The organism is Mammaliicoccus sp. Q-M61, from assembly GCF_022386055.1.
GTDB classification, from domain to species: domain Bacteria; phylum Bacillota; class Bacilli; order Staphylococcales; family Staphylococcaceae; genus Mammaliicoccus; species Mammaliicoccus sciuri_A.
In genome coordinates this window covers 36330-55710 of sequence record NZ_JAJNJL010000002.1, presented here as the reverse complement: position 1 = coordinate 55710, position 19381 = coordinate 36330, and the positions used below count along the sequence as shown (strand labels likewise).

At 32.1% G+C, this 19381-nt stretch carries 19 protein-coding genes; 1 reads left to right on the top strand and 18 read right to left on the bottom strand.

Features of this window, described 5'->3' with window-relative positions; all coding sequences use genetic code 11:
* Nucleotides 1–7: 7 nt before the first annotated feature.
* The 9 genes from LQ677_RS03710 to LQ677_RS03670 all read right to left on the bottom strand — a co-directional run bounded on the left by LQ677_RS03710 (nt 8) and on the right by LQ677_RS03670 (nt 9684).
* Nucleotides 8–3265, bottom strand: coding sequence for a DNA translocase FtsK (locus LQ677_RS03710; RefSeq protein ID WP_308193291.1), 3258 nt, complete (start codon nt 3263–3265; stop codon nt 8–10).
* Nucleotides 3249–3854, bottom strand: coding sequence for a YtpR family tRNA-binding protein (gene ytpR / locus LQ677_RS03705; protein ID WP_126477592.1), 606 nt, complete (start codon nt 3852–3854; stop codon nt 3249–3251). The genes LQ677_RS03710 and ytpR overlap by 17 nt, the downstream gene beginning before the upstream one ends.
* Nucleotides 3855–3866: 12 nt before the next feature.
* Nucleotides 3867–4745 (bottom strand): DUF1444 domain-containing protein, encoded by an 879-nt coding sequence (locus LQ677_RS03700; RefSeq protein ID WP_025905281.1) that lies wholly within the window; start codon nt 4743–4745, stop codon nt 3867–3869.
* 155 nt (nt 4746–4900) lie between these two features.
* Nucleotides 4901–5215, bottom strand: coding sequence for a thioredoxin family protein (locus LQ677_RS03695; RefSeq protein WP_239748113.1), 315 nt, complete (start codon nt 5213–5215; stop codon nt 4901–4903).
* The gene (locus LQ677_RS03690) at nt 5212–6228 is read right to left on the bottom strand and encodes a PTS sugar transporter subunit IIC (RefSeq protein WP_159315521.1); all 1017 of its coding nucleotides are present in this window, start codon (nt 6226–6228) and stop codon (nt 5212–5214) included. Before LQ677_RS03690 ends, LQ677_RS03695 begins: the two co-directional genes overlap by 4 nt.
* A gap of 87 nt (nt 6229–6315) precedes the next feature.
* Nucleotides 6316–7044, bottom strand: coding sequence for an amino acid ABC transporter ATP-binding protein (locus LQ677_RS03685; protein ID WP_025905278.1), 729 nt, complete (start codon nt 7042–7044; stop codon nt 6316–6318).
* Nucleotides 7041–7760: an amino acid ABC transporter permease gene (locus LQ677_RS03680; protein ID WP_191835880.1), complete on the bottom strand. Its 720-nt coding sequence runs from the start codon at nt 7758–7760 to the stop codon at nt 7041–7043. Before LQ677_RS03680 ends, LQ677_RS03685 begins: the two co-directional genes overlap by 4 nt.
* A complete protein-coding gene (locus LQ677_RS03675; RefSeq protein ID WP_058611995.1) occupies nt 7741–8520 on the bottom strand; it encodes an amino acid ABC transporter substrate-binding protein in 780 nt (259 codons plus the stop codon). Before LQ677_RS03675 ends, LQ677_RS03680 begins: the two co-directional genes overlap by 20 nt.
* An 87-nt stretch (nt 8521–8607) precedes the next feature.
* Nucleotides 8608–9684: a M42 family metallopeptidase gene (locus LQ677_RS03670; RefSeq protein ID WP_204258594.1), complete on the bottom strand. Its 1077-nt coding sequence runs from the start codon at nt 9682–9684 to the stop codon at nt 8608–8610.
* Between the two features lie 79 nt (nt 9685–9763).
* On the opposite strand from LQ677_RS03670, the gene LQ677_RS03665 reads away from it, so the two are divergent.
* A complete protein-coding gene (locus LQ677_RS03665; protein ID WP_204258595.1) occupies nt 9764–10078 on the top strand; it encodes a hypothetical protein in 315 nt (104 codons plus the stop codon).
* Nucleotides 10079–10145: 67 nt separating this feature from the next.
* Here the strand turns inward: LQ677_RS03665 and LQ677_RS03660 are convergent, their stop codons facing one another.
* The 9 genes from LQ677_RS03660 to LQ677_RS03620 all read right to left on the bottom strand — a co-directional run bounded on the left by LQ677_RS03660 (nt 10146) and on the right by LQ677_RS03620 (nt 19366).
* Nucleotides 10146–11345, bottom strand: coding sequence for a MalY/PatB family protein (locus LQ677_RS03660; RefSeq protein ID WP_037588582.1), 1200 nt, complete (start codon nt 11343–11345; stop codon nt 10146–10148).
* The gene (locus LQ677_RS03655) at nt 11335–12177 is read right to left on the bottom strand and encodes a YtnP family quorum-quenching lactonase (protein ID WP_232193771.1); all 843 of its coding nucleotides are present in this window, start codon (nt 12175–12177) and stop codon (nt 11335–11337) included. The genes LQ677_RS03660 and LQ677_RS03655 overlap by 11 nt, the downstream gene beginning before the upstream one ends.
* Before the next feature lie 132 nt (nt 12178–12309).
* Nucleotides 12310–12945: a tRNA (guanosine(46)-N7)-methyltransferase TrmB gene (gene trmB / locus LQ677_RS03650; protein WP_025905271.1), complete on the bottom strand. Its 636-nt coding sequence runs from the start codon at nt 12943–12945 to the stop codon at nt 12310–12312.
* A gap of 13 nt (nt 12946–12958) precedes the next feature.
* Nucleotides 12959–13750 carry a phosphotransferase family protein gene (locus LQ677_RS03645; protein ID WP_025905270.1) on the bottom strand — a complete coding sequence of 264 codons (792 nt, stop codon included), beginning with the start codon at nt 13748–13750 and terminating at the stop codon, nt 12959–12961.
* Between the two features lie 263 nt (nt 13751–14013).
* Nucleotides 14014–14862 carry a D-amino-acid transaminase gene (gene dat / locus LQ677_RS03640; protein WP_239748112.1) on the bottom strand — a complete coding sequence of 283 codons (849 nt, stop codon included), beginning with the start codon at nt 14860–14862 and terminating at the stop codon, nt 14014–14016.
* A complete protein-coding gene (gene pepV, locus LQ677_RS03635; protein ID WP_037588588.1) occupies nt 14859–16277 on the bottom strand; it encodes a dipeptidase PepV in 1419 nt (472 codons plus the stop codon). Before pepV ends, dat begins: the two co-directional genes overlap by 4 nt.
* Before the next feature lie 254 nt (nt 16278–16531).
* Nucleotides 16532–16957 (bottom strand): YtxH domain-containing protein, encoded by a 426-nt coding sequence (locus LQ677_RS03630; RefSeq protein WP_025905267.1) that lies wholly within the window; start codon nt 16955–16957, stop codon nt 16532–16534.
* Between the two features lie 63 nt (nt 16958–17020).
* Complete coding sequence (locus tag LQ677_RS03625; protein WP_239748148.1) at nt 17021–17728, bottom strand: pseudouridine synthase; 708 nt, start codon at nt 17726–17728, stop codon at nt 17021–17023.
* 3 nt (nt 17729–17731) lie between these two features.
* Nucleotides 17732–19366, bottom strand: a complete 1635-nt coding sequence (locus LQ677_RS03620; protein ID WP_239748111.1) for a putative polysaccharide biosynthesis protein — start codon at nt 19364–19366, stop codon at nt 17732–17734.
* Nucleotides 19367–19381 lie beyond the last annotated feature (15 nt).

Sequence of the window (19381 nt, the reverse complement as noted above, 5' to 3'; positions counted from 1 at the left end):
CTATTTCTTAAATGTTAGTTTCTCTTTCTTCTATCATATCTTTAGTAATGAGTACATCTCTTGGTTTAGAGCCGTTAGGTCCAGATATATAACCTCTCTCTTCAAGGTTATCAATCATTCTAGCTGCTCTATTATATCCAATTTGGAAATGTCTTTGTATAAGTGAAGTTGAAATATGACCTTCGTTTAACATAAATTCACAAACTTCATCAAACAGTGCATCAGCAGGTTGTTCATTTACCTTTTTCAACAATGTTTCTTCTTTGAATAGATAATTTGGTTTCATTTGACTACTTACATTTTCTACTGTTTCGTCAATTTCATCATCTGATACAAATGCACCTTGAACTCTTATCGGTTTATTCATACCGTTACCAAGATATAACATATCACCATTACCAAGTAATTTCTCTGCTCCACCAACATCAAGAATTGTTCTAGAGTCAATAGAAGACGATACCATGAATGATATTCTTGTTGGTACGTTTGCTTTAATTAAACCTGTAATCACATTGACGGATGGTCGTTGTGTCGCAAGAATCATATGTATACCACATGCTCTAGCTTTTTGTGCAATTCTAGCAATAGATTGTTCAACTTCTTGAGGTGACATCATCATTAAATCAGCTAACTCATCTATAACTATAATGATTTTTGCCATTCTTTGCTCGTAATTTGCTTTCTTATTAAATGCTGTAATATTTCTAACATGTAATTCTGCAAAACGTTTATATCTACGTTCCATCTCTTCAACAGCCCATTTTAAACTAGCTGTTGCCGCTTTTACATCGGTAATAACTGGCGCAACTAAATGCGGTAAATTGTTATACGGTGCAAGCTCTACCATTTTAGGATCAATCAGTAATAGTTTCAGTTCATCTGGATGATTTTTATAAAGTAAACTTGTTAAAATAGCATTAATACATACTGACTTACCAGAACCTGTTGCACCGGCAATGAGCGCATGAGGTGTCTTTGCAATATCCATTAATAGCGGCTCGTTATTTATTTTAAAGCCCATAGCTACAGTTAGTTTACTCTCTGCTTGTTGGAAAGGTTTAGACGTAATCATTTGGCCTAACGGAATCTTTTTAGGACTTTGATTAGGCACTTCGATACCTACTAAACTTGTACCCGGGATAGGTGCTTCAATACGAATATCTTTAGCAGCTAATGCCATTTTAATGTCATCTTGTAAAGCAGTAATTCTAGATACTTTAACACCTTTTTCAACAGATAATTCAAATCTCGTTACAGTTGGCCCTTGTATCATATTTACTACATGTGCAGGCACATTAAAATGATAAAAAGCTTCATCTAGTTCTTTTTTCTTTTCCTCTAACCATTCACTATTATCTTCTTCCTCGACAACATCATCTAATATAGATACTGGTGGAAGTACATAAGATGGTCCTTTACGTTTAACAGCTTGGTTAGACCCATGTTGTTCGTTTTGAGTTTCACTTTCTGCTTGTTGTATGTTTGATGTTTGTGTCTTGTTGATATTTGATGAACTCTTAAATGCTTGATGTTTACGCTTATCTGAAGGTGTCATCATCACGTTAAATGGTGAAGACTTTCTAACAGGTTTAGGCTTCAAGATAGGTTCGTGAGAAGTTGTCTCTTTAGGTTCTTCAGGTTGTTGAACCGTGTCCTCTACTTCTATAGGATCGTTATTTGATTCTTCTGCAATAACATTATCCGCTTCTTCTGTTTCAGTATCACTTTCCACATCAACATGATCAGACTCGAATAAGCTTTCATCTCTATCTTCTTCAGTTTCGTCAAATGTTAATAAATCTTCAGCATTTTCGATTGTATCTATTTCTTCAGCTTCAGAATCAGAATCTTCTACTTCTTCAAAATAAATATCATCTTCGACAAATTGTTCTGATTGCGTAATGGATGCATCATTGTCTTCTTCGAGAGAATCATGCGTATCGATTATTTCTGAAGGTTCGATAACAGCTTCATTAGAATCATCATTATCTTCTTCAAAATACTGTATTGCTTCAGCTTCCGTACTGTCTTCAGCATTATGAATTTCTTCTACTTCATTGTTTGATTCTACTTCTTCAAATTCTGAAACTTCCTCTTCATTTGAATCGTGAGTTGAGTTGACTTCTTCTTGTTCAGCATCAACTTCTTCAACGATTTCATCAACATTGTCTTGCTGAATGTCGTCTTCTGTATCATCAAAATCCAAGTCTATCTCTTTAAATTCATATGTAGTTAAATCATTGACATCTGGTTGTAACGCATTAGAATTAGCCGTCTCATCATGTAAGTCGCTTGTTTCATCTTGATGTATGTCATTTTGTAATTCATCGTGTAAGTCTTCTTGTTCATCTTCCACGTCTTGATAATCTTTTGGATCATTTTTAATATATGAAGCTTGTTGTTTTAAGTAATAGTCTTGATTTTTAATTTGTGACTTTTTCTCTTCTGAATCAAGACTGTTAAGCTCTTGTTCTCTTTTTTCTCTTAAAGCTTTTTCAAATTGTTTTTTCTTTTGAAGTTTCTTCTCACGTTCTTTTCTAATTTCAGAAACAATTTGTGAAGCATAAATATTTTCAATGTTAATCGTATTGTCCGTCTTTGAATAAGTAGGGACATCTCGTACGATTTCACTACTTTGTTTACGTTTATTTTCTTTTACAGCATCATTTTGTGAAGATTGAGCTGAATGATCTTTCAAACCACTATTAGGAACTTCTTTTTGTTTTCTCATACCGAATATTGCTGAAGGCACTTCAGAAGCTTTAAATTTTGGCTGATGTAAAGCATTTAATCTCTCTTGAAATTGATAGTCATCATGATGACGTTTACTGTTGTCGTATCGTTGAGAAGATTGTTTACTTTTCGTACCGTAATGATGTGTTACATCCTGGTCATAACTTCTTGACTTCTTAGCAGGTTCATATGAATCTACATTACGATTTCTTCTACGTCTTCTTCTATTCGTTGGAAAAGAAGCTGAGCTTTCATCATAAAATCTACTATCATGATATTTCTCTTCTCGTTGACTTGTTTCATTATCACGTTGATGATGCTCTTGATTGGATTGCTCTTCATATTCCATTTGTATCGGAAATCTAAATTTGCCTTTAGGTCTTCTATAAATTTCTTCATTAGTTGAATCGTCATCTGGATGATGATCAAAAGACACTTGATCGCTTTTTTGCTTTTCATTTTTTTGTTCATTTTTCGATTGCCCGAATATATCATCAAACCAACTCATAGGTTCACTACCTTTCGTCTTCAAAGAATGGTGTTCCTACAGTATAACTATCATCTAGTACCATTATACCTTTTTCTTTTGGAGCACCTTCTAAATCAAGTTCTTTCATTGAACAAATCATACCGCTAGAAGGAACACCACGTAATTCTGCATCTTTAATAATCATTCCACTAGGCATTACCGCTCCTACTTTAGCAACAACAACTTTTTGTCCTTGATCAATATTTGGAGCGCCACATACAATTTGTAATGTCTCATTTCCAACATCAACTTTACATACTGATAGTTTATCTGCATCAGGATGTTTTGATTTTTCAGATACGTATCCTACTACAAACTTAGGAGATAAATCAACGTCTAATTTATAATTAATATTATTTTTCTCTAGTAAGTCTTGAATACTATTAATGTGTTTCTCTTCAACTTTAATATTGCCATTGCCTTCTATTTGAACATATTTAGAAGCATTGAATATATTCAATCCAACAATTTTATCTTCGCTTTTGATAATTGTTAAATCATTTTGAAAATCATATTCTAATCCTTCAGTTAAAGGTTCTAAAGTAACCATTAATACGTCGCCAACACCATTTTTATTATAAAATAAATTCATTTCTCCTACTCCTTACAATCTTTTTTGATTATTTTTCATTTTTTTAAATATTTCTCTATTTTTTTCTAAACGCTCAATAACTTCTTGGTTTCTCTTACGAGAGTGATTTTTACCTAAAATAAATATTGGTTCTAAAGGTTTATCAGGTGTATAAGAGAATGATAATGATGTTATTGGCACTAAGCCATTTTGGAAGAATTGCATCGTCATTTGCGCTACAATATCATATCCAATTTCATTTTTAATATCACAAATCACCAATACATCTTGATGAGGTGTAGCTAATAACATTTCCCCTTCAATATTTTGATAAACATCTTTTAAGAATGTTTGATTGAGAATTCGTGAAGCATCATATCCATCATTCGTGTTAATGAAGTAGAATGTATTGCCTTGAACTTCATCAGACTTGTAAGTTGTTTTTCTCTTTTTAATATTGAATAACGCTTGCTCTTTAATTTGTTCTTTCGTTAAATTAAGTTCACTGAGCATAGACTCATCTATTAGTCTATAAGTATTTCCTAAATCAAGCGCATAATATATATTTGTTTCAGCTGTATGTTCATCAATGACAAAAGGTGTACCTTCTTTCGTTTCTTTATGAAAACTAGTAGACCTTATGACAGGCAAGATCTCAATCTTATTAATTTCTTTATTAGATTCATCTTGCATTGCATTTATAGTTTCAGTGACGTAATAAACAATTTCGTCTATTGTTTTATTACCGTTATTTTTATATTTAGCAATAATCGGAGCTAATTTAACTGAAAGCCCTTTTTGATTATCCGTTCGTTCAATTCTTAAACTTTCATTTTCCCTATCAAACTTAAAATTTGCATCTAAAGTTTTCAATCGGTCTTTTAATAAATCTCTCATTTGAAAGACATTCATACTTAACACTCCTATTTTTATACCTCTATATAGTTTACAACAAATCGCAGTTATGTAACAGTGATAAACATATTTAAATGAAGTTAAATAAAATAAAAAAGCAGGTAATTCGAAAATAAAAGAAACTTTTTTCGACCTGCTTTTTTTATATAAATTTAATTATTTAATCCATCAATAAATTCACTAATTTGTGGAATTGTTTTTCTTTCTTTACCAACGTATCTATCAAGTTCTTGACCGTTGTTATAAGCGATAAAACTTGGAATGCCCATAACATCAACTTCTTGGCATAAATCAATAAATTCATCACGATCAACTGATACGAATTGATATTGATGATATTTCTCTTCAAGTCCAGGTAAATCAGGATCTATAAAATGACAATCCGGACACCAAGATGCTGTGAACATAAATATTGTTGGTTCGTTAATCAATGATTTGTATTCTTCGATTGACGTTAATTGTTTCATTTCTTTGCACTTCCTATCATTAATGTTTGTTGACCATCTTTAATTATATGATACTTCTTCAACAATTGATAAACAAATAAACTGATTACAGCTGGTAATAAGAAATGGAAGAATGCAATTTGTAAGTATACTTCAGTCGTACTACCCATTGTTTTAATCGTCATAATTTGCCCTACAAGTCCACTTGAACCCATTCCAGCACCAGCAGCATTATTTTCCATTGGCCAAAAGACTGTCATAATTGGCGCTACGACAATACTTGCTACGACTGGTGGTATTAATATAAAAGGCTGCTTTAAATAATTTGGAATTTGAAGTTTACTTGTACCAATACCATGAGCAATAACACCTGAAATACCATTATCTTTATAGCTTGTTACTGCAAATCCGACCATATGACAACAACCACCTATCGTAGCTGCTGCTGCCGCTGTTCCACTTAAGCCAAGCATTAACGCTAAAGCTGCACTTGAAATTGGACTACTTAGTGTAAGTCCAACTATAAGGCTGACGAATATCCCCATTAATAAAGGTTGTTGATCCGTACTTAATTGTATCCAGTTTCCTAATGCTTTCATAAATGCATCGATAAATGGTGCTATAAACTTTGCAATTGCTGCACCTATAAATAACGTTAAAATCGGTGATAAAATAATATCTATTTTAGTTTTGCCTGAATATAATCTTCCAAGTTCACTTGCAAATACTGAAGATAAATAACTACCTACAGCGCCCCCTTGTTCATATCCATACATTCCTGTTACAGCAGTTGTAAATATAATGAGTGGTGATGCGCCTAAACCGTAACTCACTGCTACCCCTACCCCAGCTCCAGTTAAAGTTTGAGCTAACTTACCTATTTCTATCATCATTGAAGTATCAAAATATGTATTTAATGATTGGCCTAAAGTTTCAATAATCAGTCCAACAATTAATGTGCTAAACAAACCTAAAGCCATATAACTTAATCCATCTATAATTGTTCGATTAAAAAAAGATTTTACGCGTTCCATTTATTCACACTCCTTAAAAGGATTATACAATAAAAAATACACATGTCATTATTTAAATTAAAATAATAACATGTGTATATTGAAACTTTATACTTCTATAACATTTAGAAATTTCTTCAATGCGTCTGTTTTCGGTTGAGTAAACATTTCTTCCGGTTTACCTTCTTCACCGATTAAACCATCATGAATGAATATCATTCTATCAGAAACTTCTCTAGCAAATCTCATTTCATGTGTAACAATAACCATCGTCATACCTTCATTGGCTAAATCTTTAATAACTTTTAATACATCATTCACTAACTCTGGGTCTAATGCTGATGTCGGTTCGTCAAATAACATCACTTTAGGGTTCATTGCCAATGCTCTCGCAATCGCCACACGTTGTTGTTGACCACCAGATAAAGCATGAGGTCTTTGATCTTTAACACTTTCTAATCCTACTTTTTCTAAAAGTTGAAGTGCTTCGTCATATGCTTTTTGTTTATTTACTTTTTTAACAGTAACTAAACCTTCCATAACATTTTCAATTGCTGTTTTATGTGGAAACAAGTTGTAATTTTGAAACACCATACCAGATTGTTTACGTACTTTAATTTGGGACTTCTTATTATCTGCCGTGTACGTTTCGCCATTAACAACTACAGTACCTTCAGTCGGAATTTCTAATGCATTCATCATTCTCAATAAAGTTGTCTTACCAGAACCTGATCTCCCAATTAAAGTAATTACTTCACCTTTATCTACTGAAAGATTAATCCCTTTGATGACTTCTTTATCATTAAATGACTTTTTAATATTTTGAAGTTCAATCATGAACGATACCCTCTTTCAATATAAGATTCATAGTAAGATTGAACGATTGATATGATAAAACATACAATCCAATACAATATCGCTACTAGTAAATAAATCGTTAAGAATTCATATGTTGTAGAAGCGACTTCTTGTGCTTTTCTAAACATTTCTGCTACTAAAATAAAGCCAAGTAAAGACGTATCTTTAATCAAGCTTAAGAATGTATTACCTAATGCAGGTACTGAAACTCTAATTGCTTGAGGTAATATAATTCTTTGTACAGTTTGTTTATAATTCATACCAATCGAGTATGCCGCTTCAGTTTGACCTTTCGGAATAGACATAATTCCACCTCTTAAAATTTCAGATGCGTATGCACCTACATTAAAAGAAAGACCAATTATCGCAGCTATGACAGGTGACAAAGTTAATTGATTGTCTGCATTTCCTGTTGCCAATCTACCAATCTCAGGGATTCCGTAAAAGATAATGAATAATTGAACAATCATAGGTGTACCACGAATGATTGAAACATAAAAACGTGCAATCCCTTTTAGAACTTTACTACTTGATATACGCATTAATGCTGTAACTAATGCCAAGATTAAACCAAGTACAAAAGTAACTAAAGTAATAGGAATAGAATATTTAACTAGACCCTCTAACATCGGTAGAAATGCTTGTTTGGCAGCATTTAATGCATGAAGTTGCTCATCATTTAGGCTCTGAAACATTAGCGCCAAACCATTTCTTACTTATTTTTTCTAATTCGCCATTATCTTTTAAAGTTTTTAGACCTTTATTAAAATCTTTAATCACTTTGTCATCTTCTTTTTTACTAAATGTAAATGCAGATTGACTTTGTTCAGCATCACCTTGAATTGCTTTTATTTTAGCGTTAGGTTTTTGCTTTTTATAATCTAAATATGAAACATTATCATTGAAAGTACCTTCAACACGATTTGATTGTAATAAATCCATCGCTTGGTTGAAGCCATCTACTTTAGTAATATCTGCACCTTTAGATTTTGCAAGTTTACCATAGTTAGATGTTAAAGTTTGTGCTAACTTTTTACCTTTAACGTCGTCGAATGATTTAATGTCTTTATTATTCTCATTTACTACTAATACACCATTTGAATAAGTGTATGGATCTGAGAATTTATATTTTGCTTTTCTTTCATCGTTGATACCAACTTGGTTAGCAATCATGTCAAAACGTCCTGAATCTAACCCAGCAAACATTGAATCCCATTGTGTTTCTTTAAATTCAACTTTGTATCCCATTTCTTTAGCAACTGCTTTTGTTACTTCTACATCATATCCAGTTAACTTATCATTTTTATCATGGAAGCTAAATGGTGAATACGTACCTTCTGTACCTACTACAATTGTTTTATCATCTTTCTTGCTACTTTCTTTCTTGTCGTTGCTGTTTCCACATGCAGCTAACACAACAATTAATGCAATAATTAAAAATATACCCTTTTTCATTTATACATCCCTCTATTCTTAGTATCCAAATCGGAATAAACATATTTTAGACCGAATTACAACTACTGTCAATTACTAAAATCTGGACTATTTAAATTTCAAATATTCAATCTTTTCTGAACTTAAATTTAACACGATTTCATTGAGTAATAATTTTGCACTTTCGTAATCTCTTGCGTCATAAATAGCTTTACTTGTATGGATATATCTAGCACAAACACCGATTACCGCAGTTGGGATACCTGTTAGAGCTTTATGAATTTCTCCACCATCTGTACCACCTGGTGATTGGAAGTATTGATGATTAATTTCTTTTTCTTCAACCATTTCAATTAAATAATCTCTCATTCTTTCAGATAAAATCATCGTACGATCTAAAATTCTAATTAATACACCTTTTCCTAAAGCACCTGATAAGCCAATGTGTCCTTTCATATCATTTGCAGGTGAACAATCCACAACTAATGCTAAATCTGGTTTGATTAAATTCACACTTGCTGAAGCACCTCTTAAACCAACTTCTTCTTGAACATTTGCGCCTACATATAAATCAACATCAAGCTCTTCATCTTTAACTGCTTCGAGTAATTCTAATCCGACTAAACAACCATATCTATTGTCCCATGCTTTAGCGAGTATTCTATTCTCTGTTAGTTGTTCAAAATTCGTACTTGGAACAATTGTATCACCAATTTTAATGCCCATTTCTTTTAATTGATCAATGCTTTCTGCACCAACATCTAAAAGCATATCTTCAATAGCAACACCTGACTCTTTACCAGTTCTAAAATGTTTAGGGATACTGCCAACTACGCCGTTATAGTATTTACCGTCACGCGTTTTTAACTGTAGTGTTTGTGATAGCCATACGTCTGATGACACACCGCCAAGTGGTGTGAACTTTAACATACCCTCTTTTGTCATTTCAGTAACCATAAAGCCAATTTCATCCATATGAGCTGCTACTAATACTTTAGGAGCATTTTCTTTTTTGGATTTTTTCACACCATAAATACTGCCCATATTATCACCAATAATTTCATCAACAAATGGTGCCATTTTTTCTTTTAAATATTCACGTACTTCATTTTCAAATCCAGGTACAGCGTGTAATTCTGTTAATTCTTTCATTCTATTAAGTGTTTCTTGTCTAATTTGTGTCATTGTAAATCTCCTTATTGAAATATTTATCTATCATTCAGTCTTTGTGTTAAACTTAAATTAAATAGAAGGAGGCATGGTCATGCAGAATAATAAGTTCCGCTTTTTCATTATATTATTGTCCATTTTTACTGGTTTAGGAATTATTGCTTCTATCGTATATGCTAAGCAATATAAACCATATAGTTGTGAAGAAATACTTAAACAAGTCAAAGCACAATTTAATAATGTTGAAGCCTCTTATATATTACATATCCCAAAGACCTACCAAAAATTCGGCATTGAAACTAAAGTTGTGCATGGTGGTATTACCGTTAACAATGATGATAAACAAGTACACTATGAATTTATAGCCGATGCCTTTAATGGCCAAGTCATTGATATATTTGAAATTTAATAAGTTTAAAAAGATGAGTCTGAGTGATTAATTTAAACCTCAGACTCTATTTTTTATGACTGAAACATTATTCAACTTCACCGTGATCTAGTGCGTCGAATGACTTTTTAATAGATTCTAAACCGCTTCTTAATTTTTCTTCACTACAAGCTAAATTCATTCTGAAATGATGACTTTCTCCAAGCTCATATGAATGTCCGATGCCTGTTGCAAGTTTACCTACAGATTGCAATGCTTTTTGAACATCACTTTCTACGTAACCACTTTTAGAAAAGTCTATCCAAGCTAAATATGTCGATTCAGGTTTAATGAACGATAACTGATCAGACATTTCATTTTTAATAAATTCATCTAAGATGGTCATATTCTTCTCGATATGCTCATTTAATTGATCTACCCATTCACCTGCTTCATTATAGGCTACTTTAACTGCTTCAACAGCCAATGTATTTGCAGCAGACAATCCATAATATGTTGCCAATTTACGATTGAATTGTAATGTGAAATAGCGATGTTTTGTAATCATATAACTACTTGCTAAACTCGCTAAGTTAAATGTTTTACCTAATCCAGTAACAACAAGAATTGGAGAATCTAATGTCATTTCATTTGTCATAGAATAGAATCCATTTTCACTTCTCACAAAATCCATATGAATTTCATCAGAAACAATAAAGACATCGTGTCTTTCACAAACATCTTTCATAAATGCACATTCTTCTTTCGTCCAAACTTTACCTGTTGGATTATGAGGACTACACAGTACTAACACTTTAACATCATCACGCGCTGCCATTTCTTCAAATTGTTCTTTATCCAACTCATAACCGTTATCTGTCGCTACTAATGGAGATTCGACAGCAACTCTTTTATTACCTTCAATTAAATTTAAAAAAGCATTATATGAAGGTGTATGTATTAAGACACCTTCGCCTTCTTTCGTAAATTCACGTATAACTTCAGTTACCGTAAACAAAATACTTGGCACATAATATATATCATTCTTTTGGATGTTCACAGAAAATCTTGTTTTGTACCAATTTTTAATCGCATTTAAATATGCTTCTTGCTTCCATACTAAATAACCGAAATGTGCTTGATCTAATTTATTTTTCAAATGGTTAATAATAAAATCAGGTGTCTTAATATCCATATCAGCGATCCAAAATGGTTCTAAGTTCTCATAATCATAAACTTTACGTTGTCCATCATATGCTACTGTTGCTGTTCCCCTTCTATCAATCACTTCATCAAAATTATATTTCAATTAAATCATCCCTTCTTATTTCTTCTTTAATTCCCTTCGTTTGTTCATCAAGCTTAAGCGCAAAATAATTGGCATCATGATAGAACACGAACCAATAATCTTCTTTAATATATCTCTGTAAAAGCCTTTCCTTAGCATTAATAGAATCCATTGGATAGTCATCATAAGCTGTAACCCATAAAGGATTCAGATGGGCTAATGTAGGCAAGATATCAGCCATATGCACAGCTTTCACACCATTACTTTCAATTTCAATGACACTATGCCCAGCGCTATGACCACCAGTATGTATCATTTTAATGCCTGGAACGATTTCCATCGAATCCACAAATGTTACAACTTGATGTTCAATACCTTTATAATTTTGTTCCCAATATGTAGCACTACTTCGTATATTTGGGGCTCTCAATTCATTCCATTCAATTTGTGATGTATAAATTGTTGCATTTTTAAATACTGATTGACCATCTGCAGTTGTAAGTCCACAAGCATGATCAAAATGCATATGAGACATCAATACAATATCAATATCATCTATGGTCAAATTAAATTGCTTTAATGAGTTACTAATATCACTTTCATAAGTTGTACCATAGTTTCTTTTTTGTTTATCTGTTAATTTACCATTACCTATCCCAGCATCAATTATAATATTGTGTTCATCTGTTTGAACGAATATAGGATGTGTTACGAGAGGTATTTGATTAAGTTCATTAGGCGGATATTTTTTAGTCCACAATGCTTTTGGAACGACACCAAACATTGCACCACCATCCATTTGAGTAATACCACCTTGTAATGGATATAATTTAAAATCACCTATATTTAACAAGAAATTCCCCTCCAATCATTTATTATTATTTTATCACTAATTAGAGTAATGAACATCTTTCATGATTGCTACAACACATTAGTTAAAAATGGCATAAAAAAAGAAGTTAGAATCATAACGATTCCAACTTCCTTATTTAAAGCTTGCTTCCATACGATAGATTCTAAAACCTCTACTAGAGAATTTATCTTCGTATTCAGTACGGATATTATCTTCAGGCTCATCTTCATGTAAATTCAAATTAATATAATCAAATGACATACCATATTGAGACATACTTTCTAAACTATACTCAAATAATCCTTGATTATCTGTTTTGAAATGTATTTGCCCATCTTTTTTCAAAATATGCTGATAAATTTCTAAAAAGCTAGAAAAAGTTAATCTTCTTTTAGCATGTCTTGTCTTTGGCCATGGATCTGAAAAATTCAAATAAATTCTAGAAACTTCATTTTCAACAAAATACTCTGTTAATAATTTAGCATCTTGATTAATCAATTTAATATTGTTTAATTCCATTTCTTTAACTTTTTCAAGAACACGGACCATAACATTTTTATCTTTTTCAATTGCTACGTAATTGATATTAGGATTTTGTTTAGCCGTCTCAGTAATAAATCTACCCATACCAGTTCCGACTTCAATATGAATGGGTTGATCTTTATCAAACCATTCTGCCATCTTATATTGATGATTAAGATCTACATCTACTATATTGGGATGATCTTTTAAGAAATCGTCAGCCCAAGGTTTATTTCTCATTCTCATTCAAAGTTACTCCTTATATAAATACATTTCTTGTCATCACTTCATTTAAGAAGTGTAACCAATCATTCATATCTTTATAACGTTTTTTCTCTTCATACCACTCTACCATTGCGATAGCTTGAATCAATGTATACCACTTCATACGTTTCTTTAAATCATGCGTATCGTTAATGCCATACATACTTAGCCAATCTGACCAATCTTTCTCATCAACATAAGTATATAAAATCATTCCGATATCAATAGCTGGATCTGCAATCATTGCACCTTCCCAATCTACTAAGAAAAGTTCATCTTGATCAGATAAAAGCCAATTATTGTGATTCACATCTCCGTGTATGACTGTATAGAATCTACTGTCTAATGTTGGCATGTTATCTTCTAAATATAACAATGCTTTTCTCACAGTGCGATTAGACAATACATGTCGTGACAATGAGCTGTTAATTTTATTAAATAAAATCTCTGGATGCATAGGTTTCATTTCCATACGTTTAAGCATATTTAATAATTGTTTAGAAGAATGTATTTTTTTAAGAAGTTTGGCAACACGGTTAGAATTCATTTCATCTTGGACTAACTCTCTACCATTTTTCCAATGTTGTGCAGTTACAACTTCTCCTGTTTCGATTCTTTTTGTCCAAACTAATTTTGGCACGATACCTTCAGCAGATAATGCTGTTAAGAAAGGACTTGAATTACGTTTTAGGAAGAGCTTGCGGCCATCTTGTTCTGCCATATATGCTTCACCAGATGCACCACCTGCTGAGTCTAATGTCCATCCTAATTGATAAAAATGTTCCAACCTATCCACCTCACTTTCAATAAAAGAAAAAGAAAAAGACTCAAGAATATTCTTTTTCAAGAGTCATATTTTAATCTTAAAAATTTTTGTTTAATTTTTGTAATTTTAGTGCGCTTGATTTAAATTTTATTATCTTTCGGTTAAGATTTCAACCTCATAAATGAAAACTTTCGAGTATTTTGAACCTATTCATATACAATAAGTCTTATAAATTCAGTATCCACTTGAATTACTTAAGATATTAAAATTACACTAAAAAATTTTTATGATTTTGACTCTATATAATTATTAAATGCATTTTGTAATTGCTTCGTAATTTGTCCGACTTTTCCGACACCTATTTTTTGATCATTTACTTGCACAACTGGCATGACTTCAATAGATGTACTTGAAATAATCACTTCATCTGCATTATTTAAGAAATCTAATGTAAATGATTCTTCAATAAATGGAATATTTAAATCCTCGGCTAATTCTTTTATAACACGTCTCGTAATCCCATTAAGAATTAAATTATTTGCAGGATGTGTATAAATCTTGCCATCTTTAATCGCATAAACGTTACTTGAACTACCTTCTGTAACTGTTTCGCCTCTATGCATGATTGCTTCAGCAGCATCATTTTGTGTAGCTTTCTCTTTTGCTAGCACGTTACCTAATAAGTTCAAGCTCTTAATATCACATCTTAACCATCTGATATCTTCAACTGTAATAGCTTTAACACCATTTTCTAATTCGTCATATGGTCTGTCATAGCTTTTAGAGAATGCTGAAAATACAGGCTTTGTACTTGCATCAGGAAACGGATGGTTTCGAGGTGCAACACCACGTGTCACTTGAATATACACGCCACCATTTACAACATTATTCTTTGCTGCTAATTCTTTTGTTACTTCTGTTAAACCTTCAACAGAATACGCGTCTAAATTAAGTCCGATTTCTTTCGCACTTCTAAATAATCTTTCATAGTGTTCTTTAGATGTAAATACTTTACCATCATATATACGTATGTATTCGTATATGCCATCACCAAAGTTATAACCTCTATCAGAATAGCTAACCTTACCTTCAGATTCATCAACAAACTCATCATTTATATAAATATAACTCATTCATCATCACCCTTTACACAGACATTGTATATAGCTTCTAAATAAATTGCAGTTGCATTAAATAATTGTTTTTTCGTGATATATTCATTTTTTTGGTGCATTAAATCTTCAGAATCTTTAAACATCGCACCGAATGCCACACCTTTATCTAAGTTTCTAGCATATGTACCGCCACCGATTGTATACGGCTCGGACTGATCACCTGTTTGATTGCGATATGCTGATAATAATTTTTCAATGAATGGATCATTTTTATCTACATAATGTGGAACTTGGTGTTTGTCCATTTCAATGTCGAAGCCTTTTTCTTTCACTTCTTCAGAAAAACGAGACATTGACTGATCGAAATTAAAGCCTTCTGGATATCTTAAATTAATACCAAATTGACCACCATCTACATCTGTATAACTCATAATACCTGTATTAGTCGTCACTTCACCCATTTCTTCAGTAGCAAATTTCATACCCATTTTTTCACCTTTTGGAGAATCAACTAAATATTCATTTGCAAATTTCACGTATGAGCTCGCGTATTTATCTAAATTTAATTCATTTAAGAATTGAATAAGGTATAACCCAGCATTCACACCTAATGTAGGATCCATACCATGAGCTGATTTACCATGAACAACGATGTTTAAGAATCCTTCATCAATTGTTGTTTCGCCTTCAATCTCATGTTCATTTAAAAATGATTCAAATTTCTGAACAACATTCGTCATTTGTTCTTTGATAAGTAATTTAGCTTGAGCAGTATCTGGTACCATATTGAATCTTTCACCTGAGAAGAATGCTTTTAATTCTACTTCAGGCTCATCATTATCTTCCACATAACCAGATTGAACGATGTTGAATGTTACAATCCCTTTTTCTCCATGGATTAGAGGGAATTCTGCATCTGGTGCAAAACCTACTGAAGGCATTTCTTCAGTTTCAAAATAACGATCTGTACATTTCCAATCAGATTCTTCGTCAGTACCTACAATAATATGTATTCTTTTTTTCCATTCGACTTTCATATCTTCAAGTATCTTAACGGCATAGTATGCTGCAATTGTTGGTCCTTTGTCATCAAGTGTACCTCTTGCAATAATTGCATCTTCTGTTTCTACAGGTTCAAACGGATTAGAATCCCATCCAGCACCTGCTGGCACAACGTCGACATGGCAAAGTATACCTAATAAATCGTCACCTTTACCCGCTTCAATTCTACCTGCGATATTGTCTATATCAACGTGAGAAAATCCATCTCTTTCCCCTAACTTATACATATAATTTAACGCTTCTTTTGGACCTGGTCCAACTGGCGCATCGTATGTACTTGCTGCATCATCTCTTACACTTTCGATGCTTAATAGCCCCTTTAAATCATTTATAATATCTTCTTCATATTCTTTAACTTTATTTCTCCACATCGAAAATCATCTCTTTCTTAACTTGAATAGTTATCTATATAATACATGATATTTTTGTAAATATGAAATAGAATTACCGATAAATTTTTAATTTTTTATGCGAAAAGTTATTTCCTTTTACGTACGACTAAAGTCTTATATAAAATTATTTTTTTGAATCTTATTATTTCCCGACACGACAAAAGTTGTTAACAAAAAAAACTAGGACAAATAAGTTGCCCTAGTTTTAGCCAATATTGAACATAAGAAGAAAATTATTTCTTCAAGTCTTCTTCTGTAACAACTCTTAAATTGTTGTTTGCAGTTCCGCCTTCATCATCAAATTTAGCTTCTCTTTGTTCAGTTGGATCTTGATCCTCTTTTTTTAGACGAGATTTAGCATTTGATGCATAACCTTTTGGATCTTCTTTTGCTTTTTGGAATTCATTTTTTGCCTTTTCTTTAGCTGACTCTTTATAAGAAGTTGGATCTTCTTTATATTTTGAGTACTCGTCTTGTGCTTTACCTTTTAGTTCATTTGCTTTTTGTTTAGCATTTTCTTTGTAATTCTCTGGATCTTCTTTATATTTCCCGTATTCATTTTTTAATTTATCTCTATTTTCTTTTTTAGATAAGACAACTGCTGCTGCAGTTCCCCCTAATACTACTAACGTTCTAAATAATCCTGCTTTTTTAGCCATTTGTATCCACCTCTATTTAGTTAATATTTATTATATTACCCCGAGGAAATCTTTCTAAACATTTTAAACAGATAAATTTAAAAGTTTAAAATCTTCTTCTAACAAATGTCTATACTCACCAAGTTCTAAACGTTCATCAAGTTCTAAATCAGCAATTTGAACACGTTTTAAATAAGTCACTTCACAACCTATCGCATGAAACATTCGCTTAACTTGGTGGAATTTACCTTCATAAATCGTAACGTAAGCAATAGAGTCTTCCCCATTTTCTACAATTTCTAATTCACTTGGAGAAGATGTAAAGTCTCCTAAATCAATGCCTACTTTAAAAATATCTATTGCATCTTCTGAAATGTGTCCAGATACTTCAACATAATACTTTTTAGCGACTTTTTGTTTCGGACTCATAAGTTGATGCGAGAATTTACCATCGTTTGTTAAAAGTAATAAACCTTCTGTATCTTTGTCTAAACGCCCTACCGGGAATAAATCTAAATGCATATATTCTGGGACAATATCAATGACAGTTTCATGTTCATCATCTTCTGTTGCTGAAACGAATCCTGATGGCTTATTCATCATTAAATAAACAACTGGTTCATATTCTATCGGAATATCATCAAATGTTATGACATCTTCTTCTGGATTAATATGCATTTCAGGTTTCTTAACGATTTCATCATTAACGGTAACGAGATTTTTCTTTAGAAACTTTTTAACTTCTTTTCTTGTTCCGATACCTGAATTTGCTAAAAATTTATCTAATCTCATCATTTACACCCACTTAATTTTGCGTCTAATTTTTGCAGTTAAATCACCTAAAAATTCATCCGCTAAACGTGAACGCATTGTTAAATATCCATATACGATTACACCTACACATCCACCTACAATAAGTGTGATAAGCGCACCTAATTTTGATGTTGGATCAATGATTAATGACACAATAAAGTAACTTAACTCAACGAATAATACCATGATTATAGTATAGAAAGTAATTCTTAATGTATGGTAAATTGTGATATTAAATTTAAAGTCTGCATATTTATATAGAACTACACAATTTAAGATAACAGCTACTAATAATGCGATTGCCGTACCAATAACAGCACCTAACGTATGGAATACCATAATAAGTGGTAAGTTAATAACTGCTTTAATGACTAATGACGCGATAACGATCCATACTGTTAAGGCTTGTTTATCAATACCTTGCAACATTGAAGCTGTTACAGATAATAATGCGATTGAAATACTAACTGGCGCATACCAGAATAATATTTCTGTACCCATTGGATTGTAACTATAGAACACGTTATATAAAGGCTGTGCTAATACCATAATGCCAAGTGATGCTGGAACTGTTAAATATAATAATACGCCTAATGATTTTCTGATTTGATGATGCATTGCATCAATTCTACCTGAATTGTAAGTATTCGTAATAAATGGTACTAAACTCACTGCAAATCCTGCTGCAAGAGATGTCGGAATCATAACAATTTTATTAGTTGTCATACTTAGCATTGTGAAATAAATATCTTGTAATTCACTGCCTACACCCGCCATCGCTAACCCAGTATTATGTGTAAACTGGTCGATTAAGTTTATAATTGGGAAACATAAACTTACGATTACAAATGGAATACTGTATTTAATGATTTCTTTATATATTTTGATATACGATACATCAATATCACTTGTATCTTGTTCAACTTCTGCTTTTATTAAATGTCTTCTCTTCATCCAAAAATAAAGTAAAGTCAGTAATGCGATAATTGCACCGATACCAGCTGCAAAAGTTGCAACTTGGTTGGCCATTAACACAGAACCATCCATGACATTTAATACGATATAACTTCCTCCAAGTATAAATGCGATACGTGCTACTTGTTCAGTTACTTCAGATACAGCTGTAGGACCCATTGAATTAAATCCTTGGAAGATCCCTCTCCATGTTGCGAGTAATGGAATAAATAATACTACAAAACTTATTGTTCTAATAACAGTTGTAATATCTTCTATACCCCATCCACCTTCTATACCACCTTTATTTGCTAAAGTTAATTGAGCAATAGTTGGTGATAAGAAATAAAGTAATAAAAATCCGATAAATCCTGATACCGTCATAACTAAAAAGCTTGACCGGTACAATTTTCTACTTACTTTATAAGCACCTAATGCGTTATATTTAGATACATATTTCGCAGCTGCTAAAGGAACGCCCGCAGTTGCTATTGTTATCATGATTGTGTATGGTTGATAAGCATATGTAAATGGAGCAAGATTTTTTTCATCGCCTATAATAGCGTAAAAAGGTATTAAATAAAGAATACCAATTACTTTTGTTATTAAAATACTTGCAGTAAGTAGGAAGGTTCCCCTTACTAGCGCTTTACTTTCTGACATAATTTCATCCCTATC